Below are 23857 nucleotides of genomic sequence, written 5' to 3'. Positions count from 1 at the left end.
CGCCCCTACGCGCACCCCACCTCGTCCCCCCGCACCGCCCCGAACTGTCCTTGGCGCGGGTCCTCCGCCCGGACCTTGCGCACCTCGCGGAAGTCCGACCCGGCGATCACCTTCAGCACCGGCCCCTGACCCTGCACGGCCCGCAGTTCGCTGCCCGGCAGGGCGGTCGCGAGGGACTTCGCCGAGCGGTCCCAGCGGGGGTCGTAGGCGATGACGGTGCGCTCGACGGTGTGGTCGATGGCGTTGACGGGACGGCGGGTGGTGCGGAAGCCGGTGGCGGCCAGGGCGGCGTCGACGCGCCTGCCGAGCCCCGCGGTGACCGTGCCGTTCTCCACCTGGACCTGGATCTGCTGCGGGGCCACCTCTACGCGCGCCGCCGTGCTGAGGGGGTGGCGGTACGTGGCCAGGGGCTTGTCGTCGCGCAGGGACTGGAAGAGGCGCTCGGACTTCGCGGGGTCCCACTTCAGCGTGGAGCCGATGCCCTTGACGGCGTATCCCATCCGGCCGATGGGCACGGTGGTGAACTCCGACGAGGAGGGGGAGAAGCCGCGCATCGCCCGGCCGAGGTTCAGCAGCTCGTCCGCGCCGAAGCCCTTGTCCGCGCGCACCGAGCCCAGCACGGCCCGGGTGACGTCCCGGAACCGGATCGGGTTCAGCAGCACCCCGGAGGACGTGGCCCGGTCCACCAGCGCCGCCAGGAAGCGCTGCTGGCGCTGCATCCGGCCCAGGTCGGAGGCGCCGTCGACGTGCCGGGAGCGGACGTACTGGAGGGCCTGCCCGCCCATGAGCGTGTGGCTGCCGGCGGGGAGGTCGAGTCCGGTGTAGGAGTCCTTCATCGGCTGCGCGGTGCAGATCTTCACGCCGCCGAGTACGTCCACCGTCTTCATGAAGCTGGTGAAGTCGACCTCCAGGTAGTGGTCGATCTTCACGTGGGTCATGCTCTCGATGGTGCGCACGGTCAGCTGCGGGCCGCCCTCCGCGTAGGCCGCGTTGAGTTTGATGGGATGAGCCTGGTGTTGTCGGCCAGTGCTCTGGTCGCTGTGCGGGGGCACCTCGGCGTAGCTGTCGCGCGGCAGGCTCACCACGGTCGCCCGCTCCCGGTCCTCGGAGATGTGCACGATCATGATCGTGTCGGTGCAGTGGCAGGGGGCGCCGCCGAGCCGGTACATCTGCCGCTCGGCCTCGGTGATCTTGTCGCGGCCGTCGGTGCCGACCAGCAGGATGTTCATGCCGTGGCCCGCCTGAGGGCGGTTCTTCATGTCCTTGAAGGGGTCGACCCGGGCGATGTCCGCGTCCAGGCTCGCGATCACCGAGTGCCCGATTCCGGCGGAGGCGAGCACCACCACCGAGAGCGTGGTCACCGCCCGCATGGCCCAGCGCGGCCTCCTGCGCCGTACGGGGGGCCGCGGCGCGCGGCGGGACGGCTGCGGGCGGTGCTGCGGGCGGGCAGGGGAGAGGGGCGGGCTGGACAAGGAGGACACCTCCGGACGACGGCCGTACGTGGGATCCGTGAGCACCGTAGGCCGATACGATCTGTCGCCCGGTGCAGTGCACCCGGCGGCGCGCACCGGTGTCCCCCGTTCGCGGTAACGTGAGCACCGATGAACGCCAAGTCCGACGTGCAGCTTCCCGCCGTGTCCGTGATCATGCCCGTCCTCAACGAGGAACGGCATCTGCGCGGAGCCGTCCAAGCGATCCTCGCGCAGGAGTACCCCGGCGAGATGGAGGTCGTGATCGCCATCGGTCCGTCCGCGGACCGTACGGACGAGATCGCCGCCGAACTCGTCCGCGAGACTGCCTCCAACACAAACAAGCGCGTGCACACCGTGCCGAACCCGACCGGTCGTACGCCCGCCGCCCTGAACGCCGCGATCAAGGCCTCCCGCCATCCGATCGTCGTCCGCGTCGACGGCCACGGCATGCTCTCGCCGAACTACATCGCCACCGCCGTACGGCTCCTGGAGGAGACCGGCGCGCAGAACGTCGGCGGCATCATGCACGCCGAGGGCGAGAACGACTGGGAGCACGCGGTCGCCGCGGCCATGACCTCGAAGATCGGCGTCGGCAACGCCGCCTTCCACACGGGCGGGCAGGCCGGCCCGGCCGAGACGGTGTACCTGGGCGTCTTCCGGCGCGAGGCGCTGGAGCAGCAGGGCGGCTACAACGAGGAGTTCATCCGCGCCCAGGACTGGGAGCTGAACTTCCGGATCAGGGAGGCGGGCGGCCTCATCTGGTTCTCGCCCGAGCTGAAGGTGTCGTACCGGCCGCGCCCCAGCGTGAAGGCGCTCGCCAAGCAGTACAAGGACTACGGCCGCTGGCGGCACGTCGTCGCCCGCTACCACGAGGGCTCCATCAACCTGCGCTACCTCGCCCCGCCGGCCGCCGTGTGCGCGATCGCGGCGGGTGTCGTGGTGGGCGCGGCCCTGACCCCCTGGGGCTTCGTGATCCCCGGCGGTTACCTCGCGGCGATCGCCGCCGGGTCGCTGCCCGCGGGCAAGGGACTGCCGTTGAAGGCGCGGCTGCGGATCCCCGTCGCGCTGGCCACCATGCACATGTCGTGGGGGTGGGGCTTCCTCACCAGCCCCAAGTCGCTGGCCAAGAGGGTCATCGCGTCCCGGCGGCCCGCGGTGCTCAGCTCCCACCGAAGCTCCCGCTGAGACGTCCACGGAACACCGTTCGGCCCGGACCGCGATCCCGCGGTCCGGGCCGAAACGTGTCCGGGTGCCGGTGGCCTACCAGGTGTAGTCCGGGTTGACCTTCATGCACTGCGAGGTGTCGGACGCGTTGATCGCCTCAGCCGTCTTCGGCGTCTTGTCGTCGTCCGCCGGCGCCTTGTACGTCGTACCCGACCGCCAGTCCGCGCCCACCACGAGCGTCACGCCGGAGACGTCGGTGGACTTCTCCACCGCGCTCGTCGGGATGCCCATCGCCTTCGCGACCCGCTCGGCGTCGCCCTGGAGGTCGGCGCTCGGGTAGCGGATCAGGGTGGTGTCCTCGGCCGTGGCCGCCGAGGTGTCCGCCACGGCCTGGGTGAAGCCCTTGCCGGCCAGCAGCTGGGCCACCGCCGTCGCGCGTCCGCTGACCGGGCTGAGCGTGCTGGTGCGGGTGCCGTTCTGGACCTGGACCGCGATCTTGTCGTCCGCGGCGGCCGGGTCCGTGGTCGTCTCCGTCGTGGTGGTCTTCTTCTTGTCCTTGCCGTCGAGGGCGATGTCCTCGCGCACCAGGCGGAACAGCTTCGTGGCGTCCGCCGTGGGCTTCACGCGCGCGCCGACGTATTCGTTCGGCATCGTCGTCATCGTGATGCGGTCGGTCGGGACCTTCTTGAGCTCGGTGGCCAGGTCGTACATCTTCGTGATGGTGCCCAGGCCGTCATCGACGGTGATCGCCTTCGTGGCCGCCTCGGCGAGCTTGCGCAGCTTGTTCGGGTTGGTCAGCTTCGCGTTGGCGCGCAGCTCGCGGACCATCGAGTTCATGTACATGTGCTGCGCCTTGGCGCGCGCGAGGTCACTGCCGTCCTCGAAGCCGTACCGGGTGCGCAGCCACTGGAGGGCCTGCTTGCCCTTGATCGACGTCGTGCCCTTCTCCAGCTTGAGGCCCGAGCCGTGGCCGGTGGAGGTGTGCGAGTAGATGTTGTCGCTCACACAGACCGGGACACCGCCTACGGCGTCCGCCATGGACACCACACCGGAGAAGTCGATCATCATGAAGTGGTCGATGTGGATGTCGGTCAGCTTCTCCCACGTCGCCACCGTGCAGCCCGGACCGCCGCGGCCCAGCGACTGGTTCGTCATGGTGGTCACGGTGCTCGCCGCATACACCTTGCCGGTGTCGGGGTCCGTGCACTTGGGGATGTCGACCAGGGTGTCGCGCGGCATGCTCACGACCGACATGTTGGAGCGGTCGGCCGAGATGTGCAGGAGCATCTGGACGTCGGCGAGCGGGGTGCCGCCGAAGGTCTCCTTGGCGCCGCCGAGCTGCTGGTTCTCCTCGGTGTCCCGCGCGTCCGAACCGATCAGCAGGATGTTCAGCGCGGTCTGACCCGCCGCGTTCGCCTTCGTCTTGGCCGCCCTGTCCTTCGCGTCACCGATGTTCAGGGCGTCCTTCTGAATGTTGCCGTTCAGATGCCGGTAGTACAGATAACCGGCACCCGCGGTGCCTAGTATGACCACCGCCATGACCGTCGCCGACCAGCGCAACACGCGCCGTCTGCGCCCCGGTTTGCCGGTGCCGCGGCCACGGCCCTTGCGGCCCCCGCCGCCGTGCCGTCCATGGCCCGTGGGTGCGTCCTCGCCCTGCGGTGTGAGCGACATCGTGTCGTCCACCGCGGGCGCCTCCCCCCGCACACTGCTCTGCGCCAACTCCCAGCCCTCCCCACCCTGCGCCTGACACGGGTCCGCCCCGCGTCCCCTAAGACGCGTGGCGGACCCGTTAGGTCACTTGGCGCACTCAACCTTGTCCGCTGTGGACGTATCGACCGTGTCCGGCACCTTGGTCGCCGCCGTCATCGAAACGCCCGCGCCCTTGAAGTCCTTGCCGAGAGTCAGCGTCATCGCGGGCAGACCTTGTGAGTTGGTCACGCTCTTGCCGGGCTTCATCGCGGATCCGGAGAGACCCATGAGCGCGGCGAGCTTGCGTGCCTGGTCGGCCTGGTCGGGCGCGTACTCGAGTGTTGTCTTGCTCAGAGTCGTCGACGCGTTGCCCGCGTTCTCCGACTTCGTCACGCCCTCATCATTCTGCAGCCAGTTAAGTGTTTCCTGTGCGCTGCCGGTCTCGGCCCCGCCGTTCAGGATCTGCACCCGCACCTCGGAGGCCGCGGACTTGGTGCCCTCGAGACGCTTGGCGGCCGCGGCGGCCTCCTTGCTCTTGGCTTCCTTCTTCTGCGCCGCCACCTCGGTGAAGGAGACGTCCTCCTTGATCATCTGGAAGACGGTGGGTGCCGTGGTCGGGTTGACGACGACCGTGGCCTTGACCTTCTCGGCCGGGTTGTCGATCACCGGCACGGTGGTGAAGGTCAGGTTCTTGACGTTGAGCTTGCCCAGCTCCAGACCGAGGTCCTTCAGCTTGCCGATGCTGTCCAGCTTGGAGTCCACGGTCAGCGCCTTGGTGGCCGCCTCGGCCACCTTCACCATCTTCGTCGGGCTGGTGAGCGTGGAGTTGGACTTCAGCTTGCGCATCAGCGCGCTGAGGAACTGCTGTTGGAGCGCGATCCGGCTCAGGTCGCCGCCGAAGCCGACGGCGTGCCGGGTACGCACGAAGGCGAGTGCCGTCTCGCCCTCGATGTGCCGCATGCCCTTCTTCAGGTTCAGGTGCGAGCCGGAGTCGTTGATGTCCTTGCCGAGACACACGTCGACCCCGCCGACCGCGGTCGTCAGCGTCTTGACCGCGTTGAAGTCGGCGACCATGAAGTTGTCCGGGGTGATCCCGGTGAGCTCGGTGACCGTGCGCATGGTGCAGCTCGGCGTACGGCCGTCCTGGCCGAGGCTGGTGTTGAACCGCACGTTGTCCGTGCCCGCGATGACCTTGGTGCTGCCGTCCTCCTGCGTGGTCGGGCAGTCCGGGACGTCCACGATCAGGTCGCGCGGGATGCTGAGGGCGGTCGCGTTCGTACGGTCCTTGGAGACGTGCAGCAGGATCGTGGTGTCGGCGTGACCGACGCTGCCGGAGTCGCCGTAGCCCTCGTTGCCCGAGCCGGTGCGCTTGTCGGTGCCGATCACCAGGACGTTGATCGCCTTGTCCTTGCTGAAGCCACCGGTGCTCGCGCCGTCGTCCGGGGACGACTGGATGTTGTTGTTGAGGTGCTCGATGTAGAGATAGCCCGCGCCGGCTCCGGCGATCAGCACGAAGGCCATCGTGCCGCCGGTCCACAGCAGGACCTTCTTCGCCCGCGACTTCTTCTTCGCCGGCCGCCGCCCCCTCCGTCCGGGCGGCGGCTCCTCGGGCACGGCCCGGCGACGGCGCTGCGGCGGGACCTCACGGCCCGGCACCTCCGTCTCCCGTCCGGGCGCGGCGGTACGACTGCGCACCGCACCCGCATCCGCACCCGCGGCCCGTGCTCCGCGTGACGCGGATCTACGAGGCCCGGGGACCGCCGGTTGCGGTCCGGAAGGAGTCAGTCGCAGTTCGTATTCGCCGGTGTTCGGATTGAGCACCCACTGGTCTGCGGGATCGATGTTGTCCGCCCGCCCACGGCCTTGCGCGTCCACGGTTGTCCGAATCCTCCGTCGGGGCCACGCGGCGCCTTTCCCCCTAAAAGGCGCTCGGGTCACGGTCACACAGTGCGCGGCCCAAGGAAGGACCTCGCGGGCCGGGTGCACCGGATCGCTCACACTATCCGCCCAGTTCAGCGTCAAGCGAGGACGGTGACAAATTCCACGTCCCTACAACTGGGCAATACGCCCATTTCCTTGAACTGAACTTCACCCAAGCCGTCGACTTGGCAAGTGCTTTACTCGCAGCCGCCGTCGGCGGCCGTGTTGCCGCGGAAGGTGGGGGCGGGGGAGACGGGTCCTTTTGTGACAGAATCACCGGAATTCTCTTGAGCGTTCCGCGAGACCTCCACCGGCGCGTCCCGGCGCAGCCGTTCGAACAGCCGCTGCGCCTCAGGCTCCACGAGCTGATCGCGATTGGCGTTGTAGACATACGACTCCCGCGGAACGGTCAGGAACTGCACGCGTTCGGTGGGAATGTCGCGCAGCCCGCGCACGAGTTCGTAGAGTCCGCGCAGACTCGCCAGATCCGGGTCGGTGGTGAGCGACGATGTCGCCGCGTCGAGTACGGGGTAGAGCTTGACGGGATTCAGCAGTACGTCGTTGCTCTGGACCTTGTTGACGAGCGCTCCGAGGAACCGCTGCTGCCGGTCCATCCGGTCGGTGTCGCTGCCGTTGCCGAGGGACTTGCGGGCGCGGACGTAGCCGAGCGCCTGCTCGCCGTCGAGTGTCACGCGGCCGGCCGGCAGCCGCAGCTTGGCGGCCTTGTCGTCGACCGGCTCCTTCAGGCACACCTCGACACCGTCGACGGCGTCCACCATCTCCTTGAACCCGCTGAAGTCGACAACGACGTAATGGTCGACGCGGACGTCGGTGAGCTTCTCGACGGTACGGACCGAGCAGGCCGAACCGCCCATCGCGAAGGCGTAGTTGAACATCGCGAACATCGGCTCGGTACGGCTGCCGTCCGGACGCAGGCACGCAGGCACGTCCACCATCAGGTCGCGGGGCAGGGAGACGGCGGTGGCGCTGCGCCGACCCGCGGCCAGGTGCAGCAGGATGGTCGTGTCCGACCGTTCGGTCCCGGAGTTCCGCCCGTACTGGCCGTTCCCGTCCCCCGAGCGCGAGTCCGACCCGATCAGCAGGATGTTCTGCGCGTCGCGGACGAGCGACGTGGGCCGCTCCTTCTCGTACCGGGCGAGCTCGGCGGCGGCCGCCTCGTCGGAGGTGATGTTGCCGTTCAGCTTCACGTACACGGCCCACCCGGCCCCGGCCGCACCGACGACGAACACGACGACCCCGATCGCCGCCCCCAGCACCCACTGGTGCCGACGCCGCCGCATCAGCCCACGCCCGGTGGCAGTGGCCCCCACTCCTGGCCCGAGACGCCTTCCGGCGGACTCCGCCCGGCCGGCGCCCCGGCCCGGGACGGCCCCCGCCGCGTCATCGCCGGTCGGCCCGGAGGGCATGCCTGCCGTGTCGGTCACGTCTGGGTCCACCCCTCATGGCGTACGAGCGTGTCGTGCGGGCTGGGCGTCTCGCGCTGCTCCTACGACCATGGCCCGGGTGGGGCGGGGGTGCGGGTGGGGGTGGGCCGAATGGGGGAAGGGCGGACTTGGCTGTTCGTGATCCGCGGGCGTGCATGTCGCGCAAGCCGCGGGCATGCGCGTCGCGGACGAGCGACGTGGGCCGCTCCTTCTCGTACCGGGCGGGCGCGGGCGGCCCCCCCGTATCCGCGGGCGTGCGTGCCGCCTGGGGCGATGGGGGTTCCCCCGCTCGGGCGCAGCCGAGAGCGGGGGAGGGTGGGCGCGGGCGGCGCCCCGTGAGCGCCGGGCTGCGCGACCCACCCCCGAGCGGTAACCCCGGGCGCTCGGTCAACCCGGCCCGGCAGCAGACGTACCGCCCGCCGCGCGGCTGAGCAGCCTTGACGAAGTCCGGTGCGGTATCGCGCCCCGTAAGGGGCGCGGGGCTGTGTCGATATGCGGCTCCGCCGCGTGGGCGCGACCAGCCCCACCGGCCCGCGGGTTCGTCACCGCGCTTCCAGCGGAGCGCTTAGCGCGCCGTCGCCGTAACCCGCTCACTCTCGATCCGCTTCGCCAGCCCCTCGTCCCCCAGCTCCTCCAGATGCCGGCACAGCACCACGGACCCGCCGCTCGCCAACGGTGCGTACAGCCCGGCGCTCAGCCCCTCCCACGTGTCGTACGACAGCCCCGACAGCAGTCGCGCCCCGGGCCCCGTAAGCCCCAGCCCGGCCGCATCGCCCCGCGCCCGCTCCACGACCTCGGCCCCCGCGAGTTCCGCCCCGGCCACGATCAGCGCAGGCTCCTCCGGGTCCACGGGCGCGTACGGCGCGAACCGGTCGCCGTAACTCGGCACGTCCACCGCATAGTCGGCGTAGCCCTCCGGCGGCCCCGGCAGGAAACGCCTCCCGAGCGGCGCCAGCGACAACGCGTACCGCTCCCCCCGGCACGCCAGCCCCGCCTCGAACTGCCCCGGCCCGGCCACGACGAAGTCCGCCCGCCCCGGATCCCCCGCCACGTCCGCGACGACGCCCACCGACGAACACGCCAGCAGCCACACCGCCGTCTGCCAGTGTGCGGGCAGCAGCAGCGCGACCCGGTCGCCCGGTTCGGCGGACAGTCCGTCCTGGAGGAGGTTGGCGGTCTTGGCCACCCAATTGGCGAAGGTGGCCACGGACAATTCGACACGTTCGCCCGTGGCGTCGTCGTAGAAGGTCACCAGGGGGCGCGCGGGATCCGCGGCGAGCGCGGAACGCAGCAGGTCGGCAGGGGTGCGGTCGGTGGCGTTCACCCGCGCAAGCGTACGCGGGCGCCGCTGCGCACACCCACCGGCGGGTCGCCCGCGGGCCACCGGTTCGGCGGAACGGCATCCGACGGCCCGTCAACTTCCCGATGGACAGATATGTATGACTATGTCCAGGATCGTCGGCATGCGCGGATTGCTTGCTTCCTCGATCGGTGTCACCTGTGCGGCGGCCCTCGCCCTGCCGCTGATCCCGCCCGCCGTCGCGGCGGCGGGCGGGGCGTCCGCGAGCCCCACCCCGACTGTGGAGGCGGCCGCCCCCGCCACCGCCCGGGCCGCAGAGCCGGACCTGCCCGGCAGTACCCAGTCGCTGCCCCTCGCCCCCCTCACCCGCGACCGCGACGGTTCCGCCACGCTCACCCCAGGCACCGGCACCGCCGAACAGGGCCTGCCGCGCCGCGACGTCCGTCACTTCTCCCTGGTCGGCGTCGTCTGGGACGACCCGGACACCGAACTGCACGGCCGCGTCGAGGTCCGCACCCGCGCCGCCGGCACCGGTACCTGGTCCGGCTGGCAGGGCGTCGAGACGCACAACGGCGACCACGGCGCCGACCCCGACACCCCCGAACGCACCTCGGGTCATGTGCGCGGCGCCACGGCGCCCCTGTGGGTGGGTGACTCGGACGGGGTCGAGGTACGCGTTGACGCCGAGCCCGGCACGGGCGGCCCGAGCCGTGTCGAGGAGACCGGCCGTGGCCCGCGGACAGTGACTGCGCCCGGGGCCCCGCTCCCCTCCGGCCTGCGTCTCGAACTCGTCGACCCGGGACGCGCGGACTCCGGCCTGACCGCCCCCGGCGCACGGCCGGGCCGGCTCCACGCGCCGGTGGCCGCCCCGCGCACGGGCGCCGTGAGCGCCCGTTTCCCACCCCCGGGTGCCGATGGTGAACTGACCGCCGAGGCGGCCGCCGTCTCCGCCACCAACGCCGACCTCGTACCGCTCGGGGCCACCGAGATCCCGGCGCTGACCCGGCAGCAGACCGAGCAGGAGCTGCGCACCCTGCCCGCCGCCGACCAGGAGGAACGGCAGCGGGCGAAGCCGTACATCGGCCCGCGCCCGCGCATCGTCACGCGGCGCGGCTGGGGCGCGAGCGAGAGCCTGCGGGAGGAGGGGTTCGTCTACACGACGAAGGTCAAGGCGGCTTTCGTGCACCACACGGCCTCCGGCAACACGTACAAGTGTTCGCAAGTGTCGTCCGTCATCCGCAGTATCTACCGCTACCACGTCAAGAGCATGGGTTGGCGGGACATCGGCTACAACTTCCTCGTCGACAAGTGCGGAAACATCTACGAGGGGCGCGCCGGGGGCGTGGCGAAGCCGGTCAAGGGTGCACACACGCTCGGTTTCAACGGCAACAGCATGGGGATCGCCGTCATCGGGACGTTCGGCTCCAGCAAACCGACCTCCGCGGCGGTGAAGGCCATCGCCCGACTGACGGCATGGAAGCTGGGCCTCTACGGGGCCAATCCACGCGGAAAGACATATCTGACGTCCGGCGGTGGCAATCTCTACCGAAAAGGTAAGAAGGTACGACTGAATGTGATCTCCGGCCACCGAGACGGGTTCGCCACGGACTGCCCAGGGCGGCAGCTCTACGGCAAGCTCGGCTCGGCCCGCAAGACCGCGGCCCGCTACCAGGGGCGCTGACGGCCGGGAGCGCGTTCGGCGGGGCACACCGCCGTCGGGGGACAGCCGGGGAACAGTGGCGGACACCGTGCGGCGAGCGAAGACGCCAACGAACGGTCTGCATACACTGACCGGCCGAAAGACAGTTCGGGGCCGGTCCCGGCAGGAAGCAGAGGCGACAGGTGGCAGAAGCGATTCTCCTGGTCGGTGGCAAGGGAACCAGGCTGCGCCCGCTCACGGTGCACACGCCCAAGCCCATGGTCCGGGCGGCCGGCGTGCCGTTCCTCACGCACCAGCTGGCGAGAGCGAGAGCGGCGGGCGTGGACCACATCGTCCTCGCCACGTCCTACCTGGCCGAGGTCTTCGAGCCGTACTTCGGCGACGGTTCGGCGCTGGGCCTCCACATCGAGTACGTCACTGAGGAGGAGCCCCTCGGCACGGGCGGCGCGATCCGCAACGTCGCCTCCCGCCTGCACTCGGGCCCCGACGACCCGGTACTGGTCTTCAACGGCGACATCCTCACGGGCCTGGACATCAGGGCCCTGGTGCGCACGCACGAGTCGACCGGCGCGGACGTCTCCCTCCACCTGACCAAGGTGACGGACCCGCGGGCGTACGGCCTGGTCCCCACGGACGAGACGGGCCGTGTCCTGGCGTTCCTGGAGAAGCCCCAGACGCCCGAGGAGATCGTCACCGACCAGATCAACGCGGGGGCGTACGTCTTCCGCCGCTCGGTCATCGACACGATCCCGCGGGGCCGCCCCGTCTCCGTCGAACGCGAGACCTTCCCGGACCTGCTCGCCGCCGGAGCCCACCTCCAGGGCCTGGTCGACTCCACGTACTGGCTCGACCTCGGCACCCCGGCGGCCTTCGTACGGGGCTCGGCGGACCTGGTCCTGGGCCGTGCCCCCTCTCCCGCCGTCCCCGGCCGCTGCGGCGACCGCCTCATCCTCCCGACGGCCACGGTCGCCCCCGACGCCAAGCTGACCGGCGGCACGGTGGTGGGGGAGGGCGCGTTCGTCGCGGAGGGCGCCCGCGTCTTCGGCAGCACGATCCTGCCCGGCGCCGTCATCGAACCCGGCGCCGTCATCACCGACTCCCTCATCGGCACCCGCGCCCGCGTCGGCCAACGCACCATCCTCACCGGCACGGTCATCGGCGACGGCGCGGTCATCGGCGCCGACAACGAACTCCGCGACGGCGTACGCGTGTGGTGCGACGCCCGGATCCCTGCGGGGTCGGTGCGGTTCTCTTCCGACCAGTAGCGGGTGCGGGCGGGGGGGCGGAGGGCGGGGGCTGCGCCCCGTAGCTTGCCGTCCGAGGGTGCGCGGGCCGCCGGGGCAGCCGGTCCCCACAACCCGCGGGCATGCGTGCCGCCTGGGGCGACGGGGGTCCCCGCTCGAGCGCAGCGGAGAGTGGGGGAGGGCGGGCGCGGGCGGCACCCCGTGAGCGCCGGGCCGCGCGACCTACCCGACCCCAGCACCAAGCCCCGCCGAGCACTCGCCCCCGGTCACCTCACCCGGCCCCGAGGCGCAGCCCCGACGCCCCGCACCTCACAACCGTCCGATGTCCCCGCGAGGCATCCGCGGCGCCCGCCGAGCCGGCACCCTCCCGCTCAGCAGAATCAACCGCGCCGCCCGATGCCGCTGCCCCGCATACGGCTCCAGCAACTCCAGCATCGCCGCGTCGTCCGCATACCGGTCCCCGGCAAGCGCCCACCCCACGATCCCCGGCAGATGCAGATCCCCGACGGTCACCGCATCCGGCGCCCCATGACTGCGCTGCACGGTCTCCGCGGACGTCCAGGGCCCGATCCCCGGAACGACCTCCAACCGCGCCTGCGCATCCCCGGGCTCCATCCGCATCGCTTCCTCCAGCCGCGCAGCGACCCGCACGGCCCGCAGGATCGTCGACGCCCGCTTGTTGTCGACCCCGGCCCGATGCCACTCCCACGACGGAATGAGCGCCCATGTCCGCGGCGCGGGCATCACCCACATCCGCCCGTCCACGGGCCCCGGCGCCGGTTCGCCGTACTTGCGCACCAGCAGCCGCCACGCCCGGTACGCCTCGTCGGTCGTGACCTTCTGCTCCAGAATCGACGGGATCAACGACTCCAGCACCAGCCCGGTCCGCATCAGCCGCAACCCCGGCCGCCGATGCCGGGCAGCGGCGACCAGGCGGTGCCGGGGCTCGAAGGCAGCGGGGTCGTCCGCGGCACCGAGCATCTCCGGCAACCGCTCCAGCAGCCACTCCGCCCCCGGCCCCCACGCCTCCCCCCGTACCTCGGCGCCGCGCGCGGCGACCCGCAGCGTCCCGGGCCCGGCGGGCGTCAGACTGGCCCGCCACACGGACCCGTCCGGCGTCGCCCGGAACGTGGGATCAGCCGGCCCGCGCCGCAGCGGCCCCAGCACCAGCCCCAGATCGAGCGGCCCGTCCGGCACCCACGTCCGCACCCGCCCCGGCGCCGGAGCCGGCCGCGGCACGCCCCCGGGCACCGCGACATGCCCGCCGCGCACAGTCGTACGCGTGGGGCGCTGAGTGAAACGTCCTGCCACGGATGAGGTCCCAGGGATGCCGGAGGTGTACTTCGAGAGTAGGGGCTCCTACGTCCGTGTCACCGCACCTCGATGAACGTTCCCGCATCCCGCTCGGGCCGAGGCCTCGGCTCCTCCGCCGGGTGCCCGACCGCGACGGCCCCCATCGGATCCCAGCCCTCCGGCAGCCCCAGCACCTCGCGCACCACGTCCCGGCAGAACATCGTCGAGGACACCCACGCCGATCCCAGCCGCTCCCCGGCCAGCGCGACCAGGAAGTTCTGCACCCCGGCCCCGGCCGCGACCACGAACATCTCCCGCTCGGCCCCGTCCCGCCGGGCGTCTCCGTACGTGTGCGACCCGTCCATGACGAGACACGGCACGACGAGATACGGCGCGCCCCGCAGCACCTCACCGCGCCGCACCCGCTTGGCGATCGACTCCTCGCTCTTCCCGTCCCGCCGCAGGTCGGTGATCCAGGCGTCCCGCATGGCATCCAGCAGCCCGGTGCGCGACTCCTCGGACTCGAGCAGCACGAACCGCCACGGCGTCGTGTGGTGCGGTGCCGGCGCCGTCACCGCCGCGGCCACCGCCCGCCGTACGGCCCCCGGGTCGACGGGCTCGTCCGTGAAGGCCCGTACCGTACGCCGCTGGGTCACCGCCTCCCGTACCGCCTCGGACGTCCCGAGCCGGAACATGTCGTCGCGCGCGTCGCGCACCATCGCCCGCGCCCCCTCCGTGTCGCCCGCGGCCACCACCTGCGGCAGCCCGCGCACCACGGCGACCGGCAGCCCCGCGGCCTTGCCCTTCACCAGATCACCGGCGGCGGCCAGTTCGTCCGCGGTCGCCACGACGGTCGCGCTGAGCGGATTGCCGTGCCCGTCCGTGCCCCCGCGCAGATCGTCGAGCACGTGCACCCCGGCGGCGCCGATCGCGACGTCCGTGAGTCCCGCGCGCCAGGGCCGCCCGAAGGTGTCGGTGACGACGACCCCGACGTTGACGCCAAGGGCGTCCCGCAGCCCGTCCCGAATCGTCCGGGCGGACGCGTCCGGGTCCTCGGGCAGCAACAGCACCGTCCCCGAAGGGGTGTTGGAGGCGTCGACCCCCGCGGCCGCCATCACCAGCCCCTGCCGGTTCTCGACGATCCGCAGCAGACCGCGCCGCGCCACGACCCGTACGGTCTCGGCGTCGATCGCCGCCTCCCGGTCGGTCGCCTCGACGATGCGCCCCTCCGCCTTGGACACGATCTTCGAGGTGACGAGAAGTACGTCGCCGTCGACGAGCCCCGGTTCCGCGGCGGCGATCAGCTTGGCGAGGTCGTCGCCCGCGGTCACCTCGGGGATCCCGGGCACGGCCCAGACCCTGAAGCCGTCGGCGGACACGTCGTAGCCCTCGGCAGACACCTCGCTCACGCCCCCCGCACCTCCTCCGCCAGCGCCAGCGCCTCCCGGGCCATCCGCGCGGTCGCGTCGAGGTCGGTCATCATCAGCGGTACGGCCCGGCAGCGGATCCCGGCCGCCTCGACCCGCTCCACCACGCCCGCGTCCACGGTGTCGACGAGCCAGCCGTCGAGGAGTCCCGAGCCGTAGTACTCGGCCACCGCCGCGGCCGTGGACTCCACACCGACCGCCGCGAGCACCTTGTCGGCCATGCCGCGCACGGGCGCGTCCCCGACGATGGGCGACAGGCCCACCACCGGCACCCCGGCGTCGGCGATCGCCTCCCGGATGCCGGGCACCGCGAGGATCGTGCCGACGGAGACGATCGGGTTGGAGGGAGGGAAGAGAACGACGTCCGCCTCCGCGATCGCCTCCAGGACCCCCGGCGCCGGCTTCGACTGCTCCGCGCCGACCGGCACGACCGCCTCCGCCGGCACCGACGCCCGCAGCCGCACCCAGTACTCCTGGAAGTGGACCGCCTTGCGTTCGCCGTCCACCTCGACCGCCACGTGCGTCTCCACGCGGTCGTCCGTCATCGGGATCAGCCGCACACCCGGTTTCCAGCGGTCGCAGAGCGCCTGCGTGACCGCGCTGAGCGGATACCCGGCGCCGATCATCTGCGTCCGCACGATGTGCGTGGCGAAGTCCCGGTCGCCCAGCCCGAACCACTCGGGCCCGACGCCGTACGCCGCGAGCTCCTCCTTCAGGTGGAAGGTCTCATCGGCCCGCCCCCAGCCCTGTTCCTCGTTGATGCCGCCGCCGAGCGTGTACATCACCGTGTCGAGGTCCGGGCAGACCTTCAGCCCGAAGAGGTGGATGTCGTCGCCGGTGTTGCCGATGACCGTGATGTCCGCGTCCGGCACGGCCCGCTTCAGACCACGCAGGAACCGGGCACCACCGATGCCGCCTGCCAGAACCACAATGCGCATGAGGGCAAGTCTCGCAGGCGGCCACGACAACGCGGCATGCGGTTGTGGACAACCCTCCGACTGTGGACAACCCTCCGGCCGTGCTCAACCCTCCGGCTGTGCACAACCCGCCGACTGTGGACATCCCCCCGGCTGTGGACACCCCTCACGCGCTCACGGCGTCCACCGAGTCGTACGTCGCCGGCGCAGAGCACTGCGGCGCGTGCATCGGCATCTCGGTCAGACCCGGGAAGTAGACGTGCAGGCTGACCGCGGGCTCCAGCGCGTCGTTGACCACCTCGTGCACGTACCCCGGTGCGAACACCCTCTGGGCGCCCGCGCCCAACGCGCGCGTGCCCCGGTCCGTGCGCTCGGTGAGCGCGCCGTCCAGGACGGTCAGCACACCGGAGGAGCGGCCGTGGTCGTGCAGTCCGCTGCCCTGCCCGGGCACCCAGGACAGCAGCCACACCTCGTAGCCGGGGCCGGTGCGCAGCCGGTGGTACCAGCGTGTGGTGGCGTCGTACTGGACGAGGTGCGCCCACTGGGCGCGGTCGGCGGCGATGGAGCGGGCGAGGCCGACGAAGTCGGCCACGGTGGCCGGGTGTTCGCGCGGCGCCTGAAGGAGGTGCGGGACTTCGAGGATGTCGCCGGCGATCTGGAGGTCGCTGTCGCTGTTCATCGGGGTGCGGTGGTTCCTCGGCGGAAGAGTGGGGGGCTGGCTGGGTGTCGCGTGCCGTCCGCCCGGATCACGGGCGAGAGGGGTGCCCTGGTGCGGGCCTGGGGAACAAGCAGCCGAGTCGCGGTGGACTCAGTGGCAGCCGGAGCGCGTTGGGCTCAACAGCTGGAACAGCAACAGCTACAGCACGCGCGGGCAGCACCGTGGGACCCGGCGGTGCGGGTCGTGGTGAGTGCCAAGTTCGCGAGCATGCCCACAAGGACATCGGTTCACACCTTCGCTGTCAACCCGGCGCCCGGTATGTGGGACATGTTTCACCTCTTCCGGTTCATCTCCCAGGTGAAAGGTTTGTTCACGCGCCCGCCCGGACACATGGCGCACAACCGGGCGCGCAGGCCTCGTTGTGCGCATCGGAACGAGATCGAACATCTTGACGTCCTTCTCCGTACAGGGTCTGTGCCGGGCCGCGAGGCCCGTTCGGGGGGCCCTCGCATGTGTGCCAAGGTTTATGCCGATTTGAACACTTTCCGCATGACCTTGGTTCCGCAGAGTGAATAAGGGGCTCAATAGCAGATCTCGGCTTGACTCGCCCGGAGCAGCACACTTGTAATTTCACTCGTGTCGTTCAGCCGAAATCGGTAACGGCCACGGCACGGGGACGCGAAAGACAGACGAGGGGCGCACATGACCGAGCTGGTGCAGCAACTGCTGGTCGACGACGCGGACGAGGAACTCGGCTGGCAGGAGCGCGCGCTGTGCGCCCAGACCGACCCCGAGTCCTTCTTCCCCGAGAAGGGCGGTTCCACCCGCGAGGCCAAGAAGGTCTGCCTCGCCTGTGAGGTCCGCTCCGAGTGCCTCGAGTACGCCCTCGCCAACGACGAGCGCTTCGGCATCTGGGGCGGCCTGTCCGAACGTGAGCGCCGCCGACTGAAAAAGGCCGCCGTCTGACCGAACGACACGAAGATCACGCACAGCGGACCATCACGTACATACGTCGCGAACGGCCCGTCGCAGGTGGGTTATCCACAGGCGGCGGGCCGCTGTGCTGCCCAGCCGATAGTGTGGTCGCTCGTCCGAGACGCCCCGCTGCCCCCTGTGGGCACAGGTGTCCACCGCAGTCCACCGAACCGGGGCCCGTACCTCGATGTCCGTGCACAGCCACACGGCAGCCCAACAAGACGCTGCCACCGCGGGGTTCGACCCGACCCGCCCGCCCGAGTTTCCGCGCCACGTGGTGACGGCAGTCCTCGTCGCCCACGACGGCGCCCGCTGGCTGCCCGACGCGCTCGCCGGGCTGCTCGGCCAGGAGCGCCCCGTTCAGTACGTCATGGCGGCCGACACCGGCAGCGCGGACGACTCCGCCCAGCTGGTCACCGACGCCCTCGGCGCCGACCGCGTACTGCACCTCGCCCGGCGCACCGGTTTCGGCCAGGCCGTCGAGGAGGCCAACCGCTCGGCCCCGGTCCTCACCCCGGACGAGCTGCCGTACCTCAAGCGCCCGAGCGGCTGGGACCCCGTCTCGCGCACGTGGCGCGACGACGCCTACGACCTGCCGGAGCTCCCCCACGGAGAGCCGGTCCAGTGGCTGTGGCTGCTGCACGACGACTGCGCCCCCGAACCCGACGCCCTGGCCGAGCTGCTGCGGGTCGTGGAGAACGAACTCGAACTGGGGCGCGACGACGTGGCCGTCGTCGGCCCCAAGCTGCGCGGCTGGTACGACCGCCGGCAGCTGCTGGAGGTCGGCGTCTCCATCGCCCACTCCGGCCGCCGCTGGACCGGCCTGGACCGCCGCGAACAGGACCAGGGCCAGCACGACCACATCCGGCCCGTGCTGTCCGTCTCCACCGCCGGCATGCTGATCCGGCGCGACGTCTTCGAGCAGCTCGGCGGCTTCGACCGCCGACTGCCCCTGATGCGCGACGACGTCGACCTGTGCTGGCGGGCCAACGCCGCCGGCCACCGCGTCCTCGTCGCCCCCGAGGCGGTCGTACGACACGCCGAAGCGGCCTCCCGCGAGCGCCGCGCCGTCGACTGCGCGGGCCGCACCACGGCCTCCCCGCACAAGGTCGACAAGGCGGGCGCCGTCTACACCCTGCTCGTCAACACGCGTACGGCCGTCCTGCCCTGGGTCCTGCTGCGCCTCGTCCTCGGCACGCTCCTGCGGACCGTCGCCTACCTCGTCGGCAAGGTCCCCGGCCAGGCCGTCGACGAGATCCGCGGTCTCCTGGGCACCCTGCTGCGGCCCGAGCGGATCATCGCCGGGCGACGCAGGCGGGGCAGCCCGCAGGTCGACAAGGGCGAGCTGCGGGCGCTGTTCCCGCCACCCGGCGCGACCGTGCGGGCCACCGTGGAACAGGTCGCGGGCAGCCTCGTCGGCAGCTCCGACTCCGAGGCCGCCGCGGGCGCGGGACGGCACGGCGGGGCCATCGAGTCCGGGCCCGGCGGCGACGACGCCGACTTCCTGGAGATCGAGCAGTTCGCCCGCCTCAAGCGCATCGCCCGCAAGCCCGGCCCAGTGCTCTTCCTGGTGCTGCTGCTCGTCTCCCTGGTCGCCTGCCGTGGACTCCTCGGCTCCGGCGCGCTCGCGGGCGGCGCCCTGCTGCCCGCCCCGGCCGACGTCGGCGAGCTGTGGTCGCGCTATCTGGACGCCTGGCATCCGGTGGGCGCGGGCGGCACCCCGTCCGCACCGCCGTACCTGGCGATCGTGGCGACGCTCGCCTCGCTCCTGGCCGGCTCGACCGGACTCGCCGTCACCGTCCTGCTGGTCTGCTCGGTGCCGCTGGCCGGCCTCACGGCCTACTTCGCCTCCCGCCCGCTCGTCGAGTCGCGCCTCCTGCGCGCGTGGGCGGCCGTCGTCTACGCCTTCCTGCCCGCCGCGACCGGCGCGCTCGCGGGCGGCCGGATCGGCACCGCGGTCCTGGCCGTGCTGCTGCCGCTCATGGCGCGCGCGGGCATCGCGGCCGCCGGCCTGGCGAACGTCTCCGGCGCGCGCGGCAGTTGGCGCGCGACCTGGGCGTACGCGCTGCTGCTGACCATCACCACCGCGTTCACGCCGATCGTGTGGCCGATCGCGCTGGTCCTCGGCATCGGGGTGCTGGTGGTGCGCCGCGGTGACCTCGTCGCCCACGGGCTGCGCTTCCTGGCCCAGTTGGGCACCCCCCTGCTGGTCCTCGCCCCCTGGTCGCTGTCCCTGCTGCCGTTCGGCTTCTTCAGGGAGGCCGGTCTCGAGTACGGCTCCTCGGCCGCCTCCGCCCTCGACCTGCTCGGCGTCAGTCCGGGCGGCCCCGGCACGGTCAACGGGCTGATGCTCATCGGCATCGTGCTCGCGGCGCTGGCCGCCCTGCTGCGCTCCGAGCGCCAGTCCGGCATCTGGAAGGCCTGGGCGGCCGCCCTGGTGGGCCTCGTCTTCGCGGTCCTGTCCAACAGCTCCACCTGGGCCGGCCCCGCGACCCTCGTCTACGGCCTCGCCCTTCTGTCCGCCGCGGCACTCGGCGCGGACGGGGCACGCGCGCGTGTCGCCGAGCAGAGCTTCGGCTGGCGCCAGCCGGTGGCCGCGCTGATCGCCTTCGCCTCGGCCGCGGGCCCGCTGCTCGTCGCCGTCGGCTGGATGATCGGCGGCGCCGACGGTCCGTTGGAGCGGCGCGATCCGGTGCAGGTGCCCGCGTTCGTCGCCGAGGAAGGCAGCACCCGCGACCAGGCCCGCACCCTGGTCCTCGACAGCGACTCCACGTCCCGCGTCGGCTACACGCTGGTCCGCGGCTCCGGCGCCCGCCTCGGCGACGCCGAACTCGCCGCGGCCGACGGCGAGAACGGCAAGCTCGACAAGGTCGTCGCCAACCTCGTCGCCGGCTCCGGCGCCGACCAGGCCGACCAGCTCGGCGCCTTCGCCGTGCGCTACGTCCTCGTCCACAAGGGCGCGCCCCGCGACGTCACCCGCGTCCTGGACGCCACCCCCGGCCTGTCCCGGCTCAGCCAGCAGGACGGCAGCGCCCTGTGGCGGGTCGACCAGGAGGTCTCACGCGCCGCCATCGTCTCCGCGTCCGGCTCGGGCACCCCGAAGCCGGTCGCCGCAGGCCCGGTCGAGATCCACACCAAGATCCCCGCCGGCTCCGACGGCCGAGTCCTGCGCCTGGCCGAGTCCGCCGCCGACGGCTGGACCGCCACCCTGGACGGCAAGCCGCTCACCCGCACCACCGTCGACGGCTGGGCCCAGGGCTTCGAGCTCCCCGCGTCCGGCGGGAAGCTGGACGTCACCTACGACGGCCCGATCGGCCACACCGTCTGGCTGTGGGTCCAGGGCGCCCTCGCCGTCGTCCTCGTCGTGCTCGCCCTGCCCGGCCGGCGCCGGGACATCGACGACGACCTCCCCGAGGAGCCGTCCGTCCCCGCCCAGGCCGTCGCCGGCGAGGGCCGCCGCGCCCGCCGCCTGCGCGCCCAGGCCGAGGCCGAGGAGACCGCCCAGGACGCGGAGGTCCCGTCTCCTCCACAGGATCCGCAGGAGGAGACACCCGTCGCGGTACCCCAGCAGCAGTCGTACGGCGACTGGGACGCGGCGAGCTACCAGGGCGCCGAGTACGGCACCTACGGCAACGAGCAGCAGTACCAGGGCGCCCAGCAGTACCCGGCGGGCGCGTACGACCAGGCGTACCAGGCCGACCCCTACCAGGCGGACCCGTACCAGGGTGGCCAGTACGACCCGTACGCCTACGGCGGCCAGGCCCAGCCGGCGTCGTACGACCAGGCCTACGACCCGTCGTACCCGCAGGGCTACGACGCGACGTACGACCCGGCGCAGCCGGACGGCACCGGCAGTGAGCGCCCCGACGGGAGTCAGCAGTGAACCGCACCACCCTGTCCCTGATCGCCGGCACGGCCGCGCTCGCCGCCGTCACCGGATTCGCCGCGCTCACCACGCCGGACGCCGCCGGCGCGGACACCGCCAAAGCGGCCGCCCAGCAGCCCGTGGAGCGCACGACCCTGCTCTGCCCGGCGCCCAGCACCTCCGACCTCGCCGAGACGTCGTACACGTCCTTCACGCCCGTCACCAAGGGCACGGGGAGCAGCGGTTCAGCCGAACTCCAGTCCGCCACACAGGAGTCGGCCGACGGCACGAGCAGCGCGAAGAGCGACAAGAAGAAGGCCGCCAAGCCCGTACTGACGCCCAAGGAGCCCGGCACACCGGCCACCGGGGACACCTCCGGCGGTGACACGCCCGCGCTCGTCGGCACCGCCGAGGGGAAGTCCGCCCCCGGCTGGACGGTTCAGGAGACCACGGAGGTCGTCGCGGGCATGGGCCGCGGCCTGCAGGGCGTCAACTGCACGGCACCGGACACGGAGTTCTGGTTCCCCGGCGTCAGCACCACCGCCGACCGCACGGACTACGTCCACATGACCAACCCCGACGACTCCGCCGCGGTCGTCGACATCGAGCTCTACGGCAAGGACGGCGCCCTGGAGTCGACGGTGGGGGAGGGCATCACCGTCCAGCCGCACTCCAGCGAGCCGATCCTGCTGTCCACGCTCACCGGTGAGAAGCAGGACGGCCTCACCGTGCACGTGAACGTCCGCAGCGGGCGGGTCGGCGCCGCCGTACAGGCCCTGGACGACAAGCTCGGCGGCGACTGGCTGGCCGCGTCCACCGACCCGGCGGGCAGCCTTGTCCTGCCGGGCATCCCGAAGGACGCCACGGACGTGAGCCTGATCGCCTTCACCCCCGGGGACGCCGACGCCGACCTGAAGGTGCGTCTGGCCTCCCCCTCCGGTCTGATCACCCCCGCCGGGCACGAGACGCTGCACGTGAAGTCGGGCATGTCGACCGCCGTCGACCTCGGCGACGTCACGCGCGGGGAGGCGGGCTCCTTGGTCCTGACGCCGACGGACCAGTCCGTGCCCGTCGTCGCAGCTCTACGCGTGATCCGCGGCAAGGGCACCGGACAGGAGACGGCGTTCATCCCCGCCACGAGTCCCGTCGGCACGCGCGCGACGGTCGCCGACAACAGTGCCAAGGGCACCACGCTGTCCCTGACCGCCCCCAACGGCACCGCGAAGGTCAAGGTCACGGCGTCCGCGGGCAGCGAGGGCGGCACCACGGCGACGCAGACGTTCACCATCAAGAGCGGCACGACCCAGGATGTCGAGGCCCCGGTCCCGAGCGGCCTGAGGGGCACCTACGCCCTGACCGTCGAGCCGGTGTCGGGCGGCCCGGTGTACGCCGCCCGCACCCTCGCGGCGACGGAGGACGGCATCCCGGGCTTCACCGTCCAGACCCTGCCGGACGACCGGGGGACGGTGGCGGTGCCCAAGGCCGACGAGGACCTGTCGGTGCTGCAGAAGTAGGCGTCCGCAGAAGAAGCAGGCGTCCGCAGAAGGAGCACGGCTGTCGACTCAGGGCGGCTGTCGGAGCAGGGCGCTCGGCGCTGCGGTCGGTCCGCGGGCGGCTCAGTCCTCCCCGTACCGCGGATCCACCGTCTCCGGGGTCAGCCCCAGCAGCTCGGCGACCTGCTCGACGACGATCTCGTGCACCAGCGCCGCCCGCTCGTCGCGCCCCTTCGTGCGGATCTCGACCGGCCGCCGGTACACCACGACTCGCGCCCGTCGCCCCTCGCGCGCGGGAACCGTCCCGCCGAGCGGCACCGCCTCGTCGTTCCAGGGCTCGGCCGGCCCGTCCAACCGAGGCACCTCCAGCACGAGGAAGTCGATGTCCGCGAGCTGCGGCCAGCGCCGCTCCAGGCGGTCCACGGAGTCCTGCACCAGATCCGCGAAGGCGTCGGCACGGCTCGCGGCGAGTGGCACCTGTGGAGGTGCGATCGGGCCGCGCATGCCGCGCCCGTGGCGATCACGACGGCGGGGTCCGGGGCCGACGGCCGGGGGCGGTACGGGGTTGTCCATCACCGGTGAAGCGTAGTCCCCGCCGGGACCACCCGCCCGGCCCCCACGCGGCATCCGGCCCACCTGTGCGGCATGTCGCAGGATGACCATTCCAGCCAAGGTTGGGCTCGTTTCTGTATCCCTCCGGGACCGTCGATCTCAAGGCAATTGACGGTGTTTGTGCCGAGTCGTGACCGGATTCGGGACCGTTCGAGGCCTCGAAAGCGGGTGTCGGGGCAGGTCAGCAGGGTGTGCCCGGAGGGGCGTGTGGGGCGCTTCACAACACGACACGGTGGAGTGACCTGGGGGAGAGTCGTCGCGGCCCGCTCAAGAGTGCGGTACCGTCCAACGTCGTGAGCCCTGTACGTCGCTGTTCGCGCACCGCCTGCGGCCGTCCTGCCGTTGCGACGCTGACGTACGTCTACGCCGACTCGACCGCGGTCCTCGGCCCGCTCGCCACCTACGCCGAACCCCACTGCTACGACCTGTGCGCCGAGCACTCCGAGCGCCTCACCGCCCCGCGCGGCTGGGAGGTCGTCCGGCTCCTGGACGCTTCGGCTCCCGCGCGGCCCAGTGGTGACGATCTGGAGGCGCTGGCCAACGCCGTACGCGAGGCCGCCCGCCCTCAGGAGCGGGCGGCCGGGGCCGGTGGCGGCGGGGCGCGCACGGCGGACCCGATGGAGGTCGCGCGCCGCGGCCATCTGCGGGTGCTGCGCTCGCCGGACAACTGATCCCACCGGCCCTTGACCGACTGCCGCCCTGACCTGAGGTCACGGCCGG

17 protein-coding genes are annotated in these 23857 nt (G+C 72.0%); 7 read left to right on the top strand and 10 right to left on the bottom strand.

Translation table 11 applies throughout. The features are described 5' to 3' along the window. Nucleotides 1-5: 5 nt before the first annotated feature. Complete coding sequence (locus ABT114_RS20650; RefSeq protein ID WP_502988350.1) at nucleotides 6-1472, bottom strand: LCP family protein; 1467 nt, start codon at nucleotides 1470-1472, stop codon at nucleotides 6-8. Between the two features lie 129 nt (nucleotides 1473-1601). On the opposite strand from ABT114_RS20650, the gene ABT114_RS20645 reads away from it, so the two are divergent. Next, on the top strand, nucleotides 1602-2657 hold the full coding sequence (locus ABT114_RS20645) for a glycosyltransferase family 2 protein (protein WP_351144257.1): 1056 nt from the start codon (nucleotides 1602-1604) through the stop codon (nucleotides 2655-2657). 75 nt (nucleotides 2658-2732) lie between these two features. On the opposite strand, the gene ABT114_RS20640 is transcribed toward ABT114_RS20645, so the two are convergent. The 4 genes from ABT114_RS20640 to ABT114_RS20625 all read right to left on the bottom strand — a co-directional run bounded on the left by ABT114_RS20640 (nucleotide 2733) and on the right by ABT114_RS20625 (nucleotide 9017). Further along, the gene (locus ABT114_RS20640; RefSeq protein ID WP_351144522.1) at nucleotides 2733-4310 is read right to left on the bottom strand and encodes an LCP family protein; all 1578 of its coding nucleotides are present in this window, start codon (nucleotides 4308-4310) and stop codon (nucleotides 2733-2735) included. Between the two features lie 123 nt (nucleotides 4311-4433). Next, nucleotides 4434-6203 (bottom strand): LCP family protein, encoded by a 1770-nt coding sequence (locus tag ABT114_RS20635; RefSeq protein ID WP_351144256.1) that lies wholly within the window; start codon nucleotides 6201-6203, stop codon nucleotides 4434-4436. A gap of 242 nt (nucleotides 6204-6445) precedes the next feature. Then, on the bottom strand, nucleotides 6446-7693 hold the full coding sequence (locus tag ABT114_RS20630; RefSeq protein WP_502988349.1) for an LCP family protein: 1248 nt from the start codon (nucleotides 7691-7693) through the stop codon (nucleotides 6446-6448). 565 nt (nucleotides 7694-8258) lie between these two features. Beyond that, nucleotides 8259-9017 carry a TIGR03089 family protein gene (locus ABT114_RS20625; RefSeq protein ID WP_351144255.1) on the bottom strand — a complete coding sequence of 253 codons (759 nt, stop codon included), beginning with the start codon at nucleotides 9015-9017 and terminating at the stop codon, nucleotides 8259-8261. A 121-nt stretch (nucleotides 9018-9138) separates the two neighbouring features. Here ABT114_RS20625 and ABT114_RS20620 point away from each other — a divergent pair, with 121 nt between their 5' ends. Further along, a complete protein-coding gene (locus ABT114_RS20620) occupies nucleotides 9139-10674 on the top strand; it encodes a peptidoglycan recognition protein family protein (RefSeq protein ID WP_351144520.1) in 1536 nt (511 codons plus the stop codon). A gap of 161 nt (nucleotides 10675-10835) precedes the next feature. Further along, nucleotides 10836-11918, top strand: a complete 1083-nt coding sequence (manB, locus tag ABT114_RS20615) for a mannose-1-phosphate guanylyltransferase (protein WP_351144254.1) — start codon at nucleotides 10836-10838, stop codon at nucleotides 11916-11918. Between the two features lie 288 nt (nucleotides 11919-12206). Here the strand turns inward: manB and ABT114_RS20610 are convergent, their stop codons facing one another. The 4 genes from ABT114_RS20610 to ABT114_RS20595 form a co-directional block, all read right to left on the bottom strand. Continuing rightward, nucleotides 12207-13208 (bottom strand): DNA-3-methyladenine glycosylase family protein, encoded by a 1002-nt coding sequence (locus tag ABT114_RS20610; protein WP_351144253.1) that lies wholly within the window; start codon nucleotides 13206-13208, stop codon nucleotides 12207-12209. 59 nt (nucleotides 13209-13267) lie between these two features. Next, nucleotides 13268-14590 (bottom strand): coenzyme F420-0:L-glutamate ligase, encoded by a 1323-nt coding sequence (locus ABT114_RS20605; RefSeq protein WP_502988358.1) that lies wholly within the window; start codon nucleotides 14588-14590, stop codon nucleotides 13268-13270. A gap of 5 nt (nucleotides 14591-14595) precedes the next feature. Further along, nucleotides 14596-15555 carry a 2-phospho-L-lactate transferase gene (gene cofD / locus ABT114_RS20600; RefSeq protein WP_351144251.1) on the bottom strand — a complete coding sequence of 320 codons (960 nt, stop codon included), beginning with the start codon at nucleotides 15553-15555 and terminating at the stop codon, nucleotides 14596-14598. A gap of 145 nt (nucleotides 15556-15700) precedes the next feature. Beyond that, nucleotides 15701-16213, bottom strand: coding sequence for a cysteine dioxygenase (locus ABT114_RS20595; protein WP_351144250.1), 513 nt, complete (start codon nucleotides 16211-16213; stop codon nucleotides 15701-15703). Between the two features lie 681 nt (nucleotides 16214-16894). Here ABT114_RS20595 and ABT114_RS20590 point away from each other — a divergent pair. From ABT114_RS20590 to ABT114_RS20580, 3 genes are all read left to right on the top strand, one after another. After that, nucleotides 16895-17158, top strand: a complete 264-nt coding sequence (locus ABT114_RS20590) for a WhiB family transcriptional regulator (protein ID WP_003975777.1) — start codon at nucleotides 16895-16897, stop codon at nucleotides 17156-17158. A gap of 196 nt (nucleotides 17159-17354) precedes the next feature. After that, nucleotides 17355-21050 carry a glycosyltransferase family 2 protein gene (locus ABT114_RS20585; protein WP_351144249.1) on the top strand — a complete coding sequence of 1232 codons (3696 nt, stop codon included), beginning with the start codon at nucleotides 17355-17357 and terminating at the stop codon, nucleotides 21048-21050. After that, nucleotides 21047-22546, top strand: a complete 1500-nt coding sequence (locus tag ABT114_RS20580; RefSeq protein WP_351144248.1) for a DUF5719 family protein — start codon at nucleotides 21047-21049, stop codon at nucleotides 22544-22546. Before ABT114_RS20585 ends, ABT114_RS20580 begins: the two co-directional genes overlap by 4 nt. Nucleotides 22547-22648: 102 nt before the next feature. On the opposite strand, the gene ABT114_RS20575 is transcribed toward ABT114_RS20580, so the two are convergent. Next, nucleotides 22649-23098 carry a metallopeptidase family protein gene (locus tag ABT114_RS20575; protein WP_351144519.1) on the bottom strand — a complete coding sequence of 150 codons (450 nt, stop codon included), beginning with the start codon at nucleotides 23096-23098 and terminating at the stop codon, nucleotides 22649-22651. Nucleotides 23099-23430: 332 nt separating this feature from the next. On the opposite strand from ABT114_RS20575, the gene ABT114_RS20570 reads away from it, so the two are divergent. Beyond that, entirely contained in the window at nucleotides 23431-23808 is a 378-nt protein-coding gene (locus tag ABT114_RS20570) for a DUF3499 domain-containing protein (RefSeq protein WP_351144247.1), read from the top strand. Nucleotides 23809-23857: the final 49 nt, after the last annotated feature.

The sequence above is a fragment of the Streptomyces sp. NPDC002088 genome (assembly GCF_040296605.1).
Taxonomy (GTDB): Bacteria; Actinomycetota; Actinomycetes; order Streptomycetales; family Streptomycetaceae; genus Streptomyces.
The sequence above is the reverse complement of the archived record's forward strand: the minus strand, read 5'-3'. Positions and strand labels throughout refer to the sequence as shown.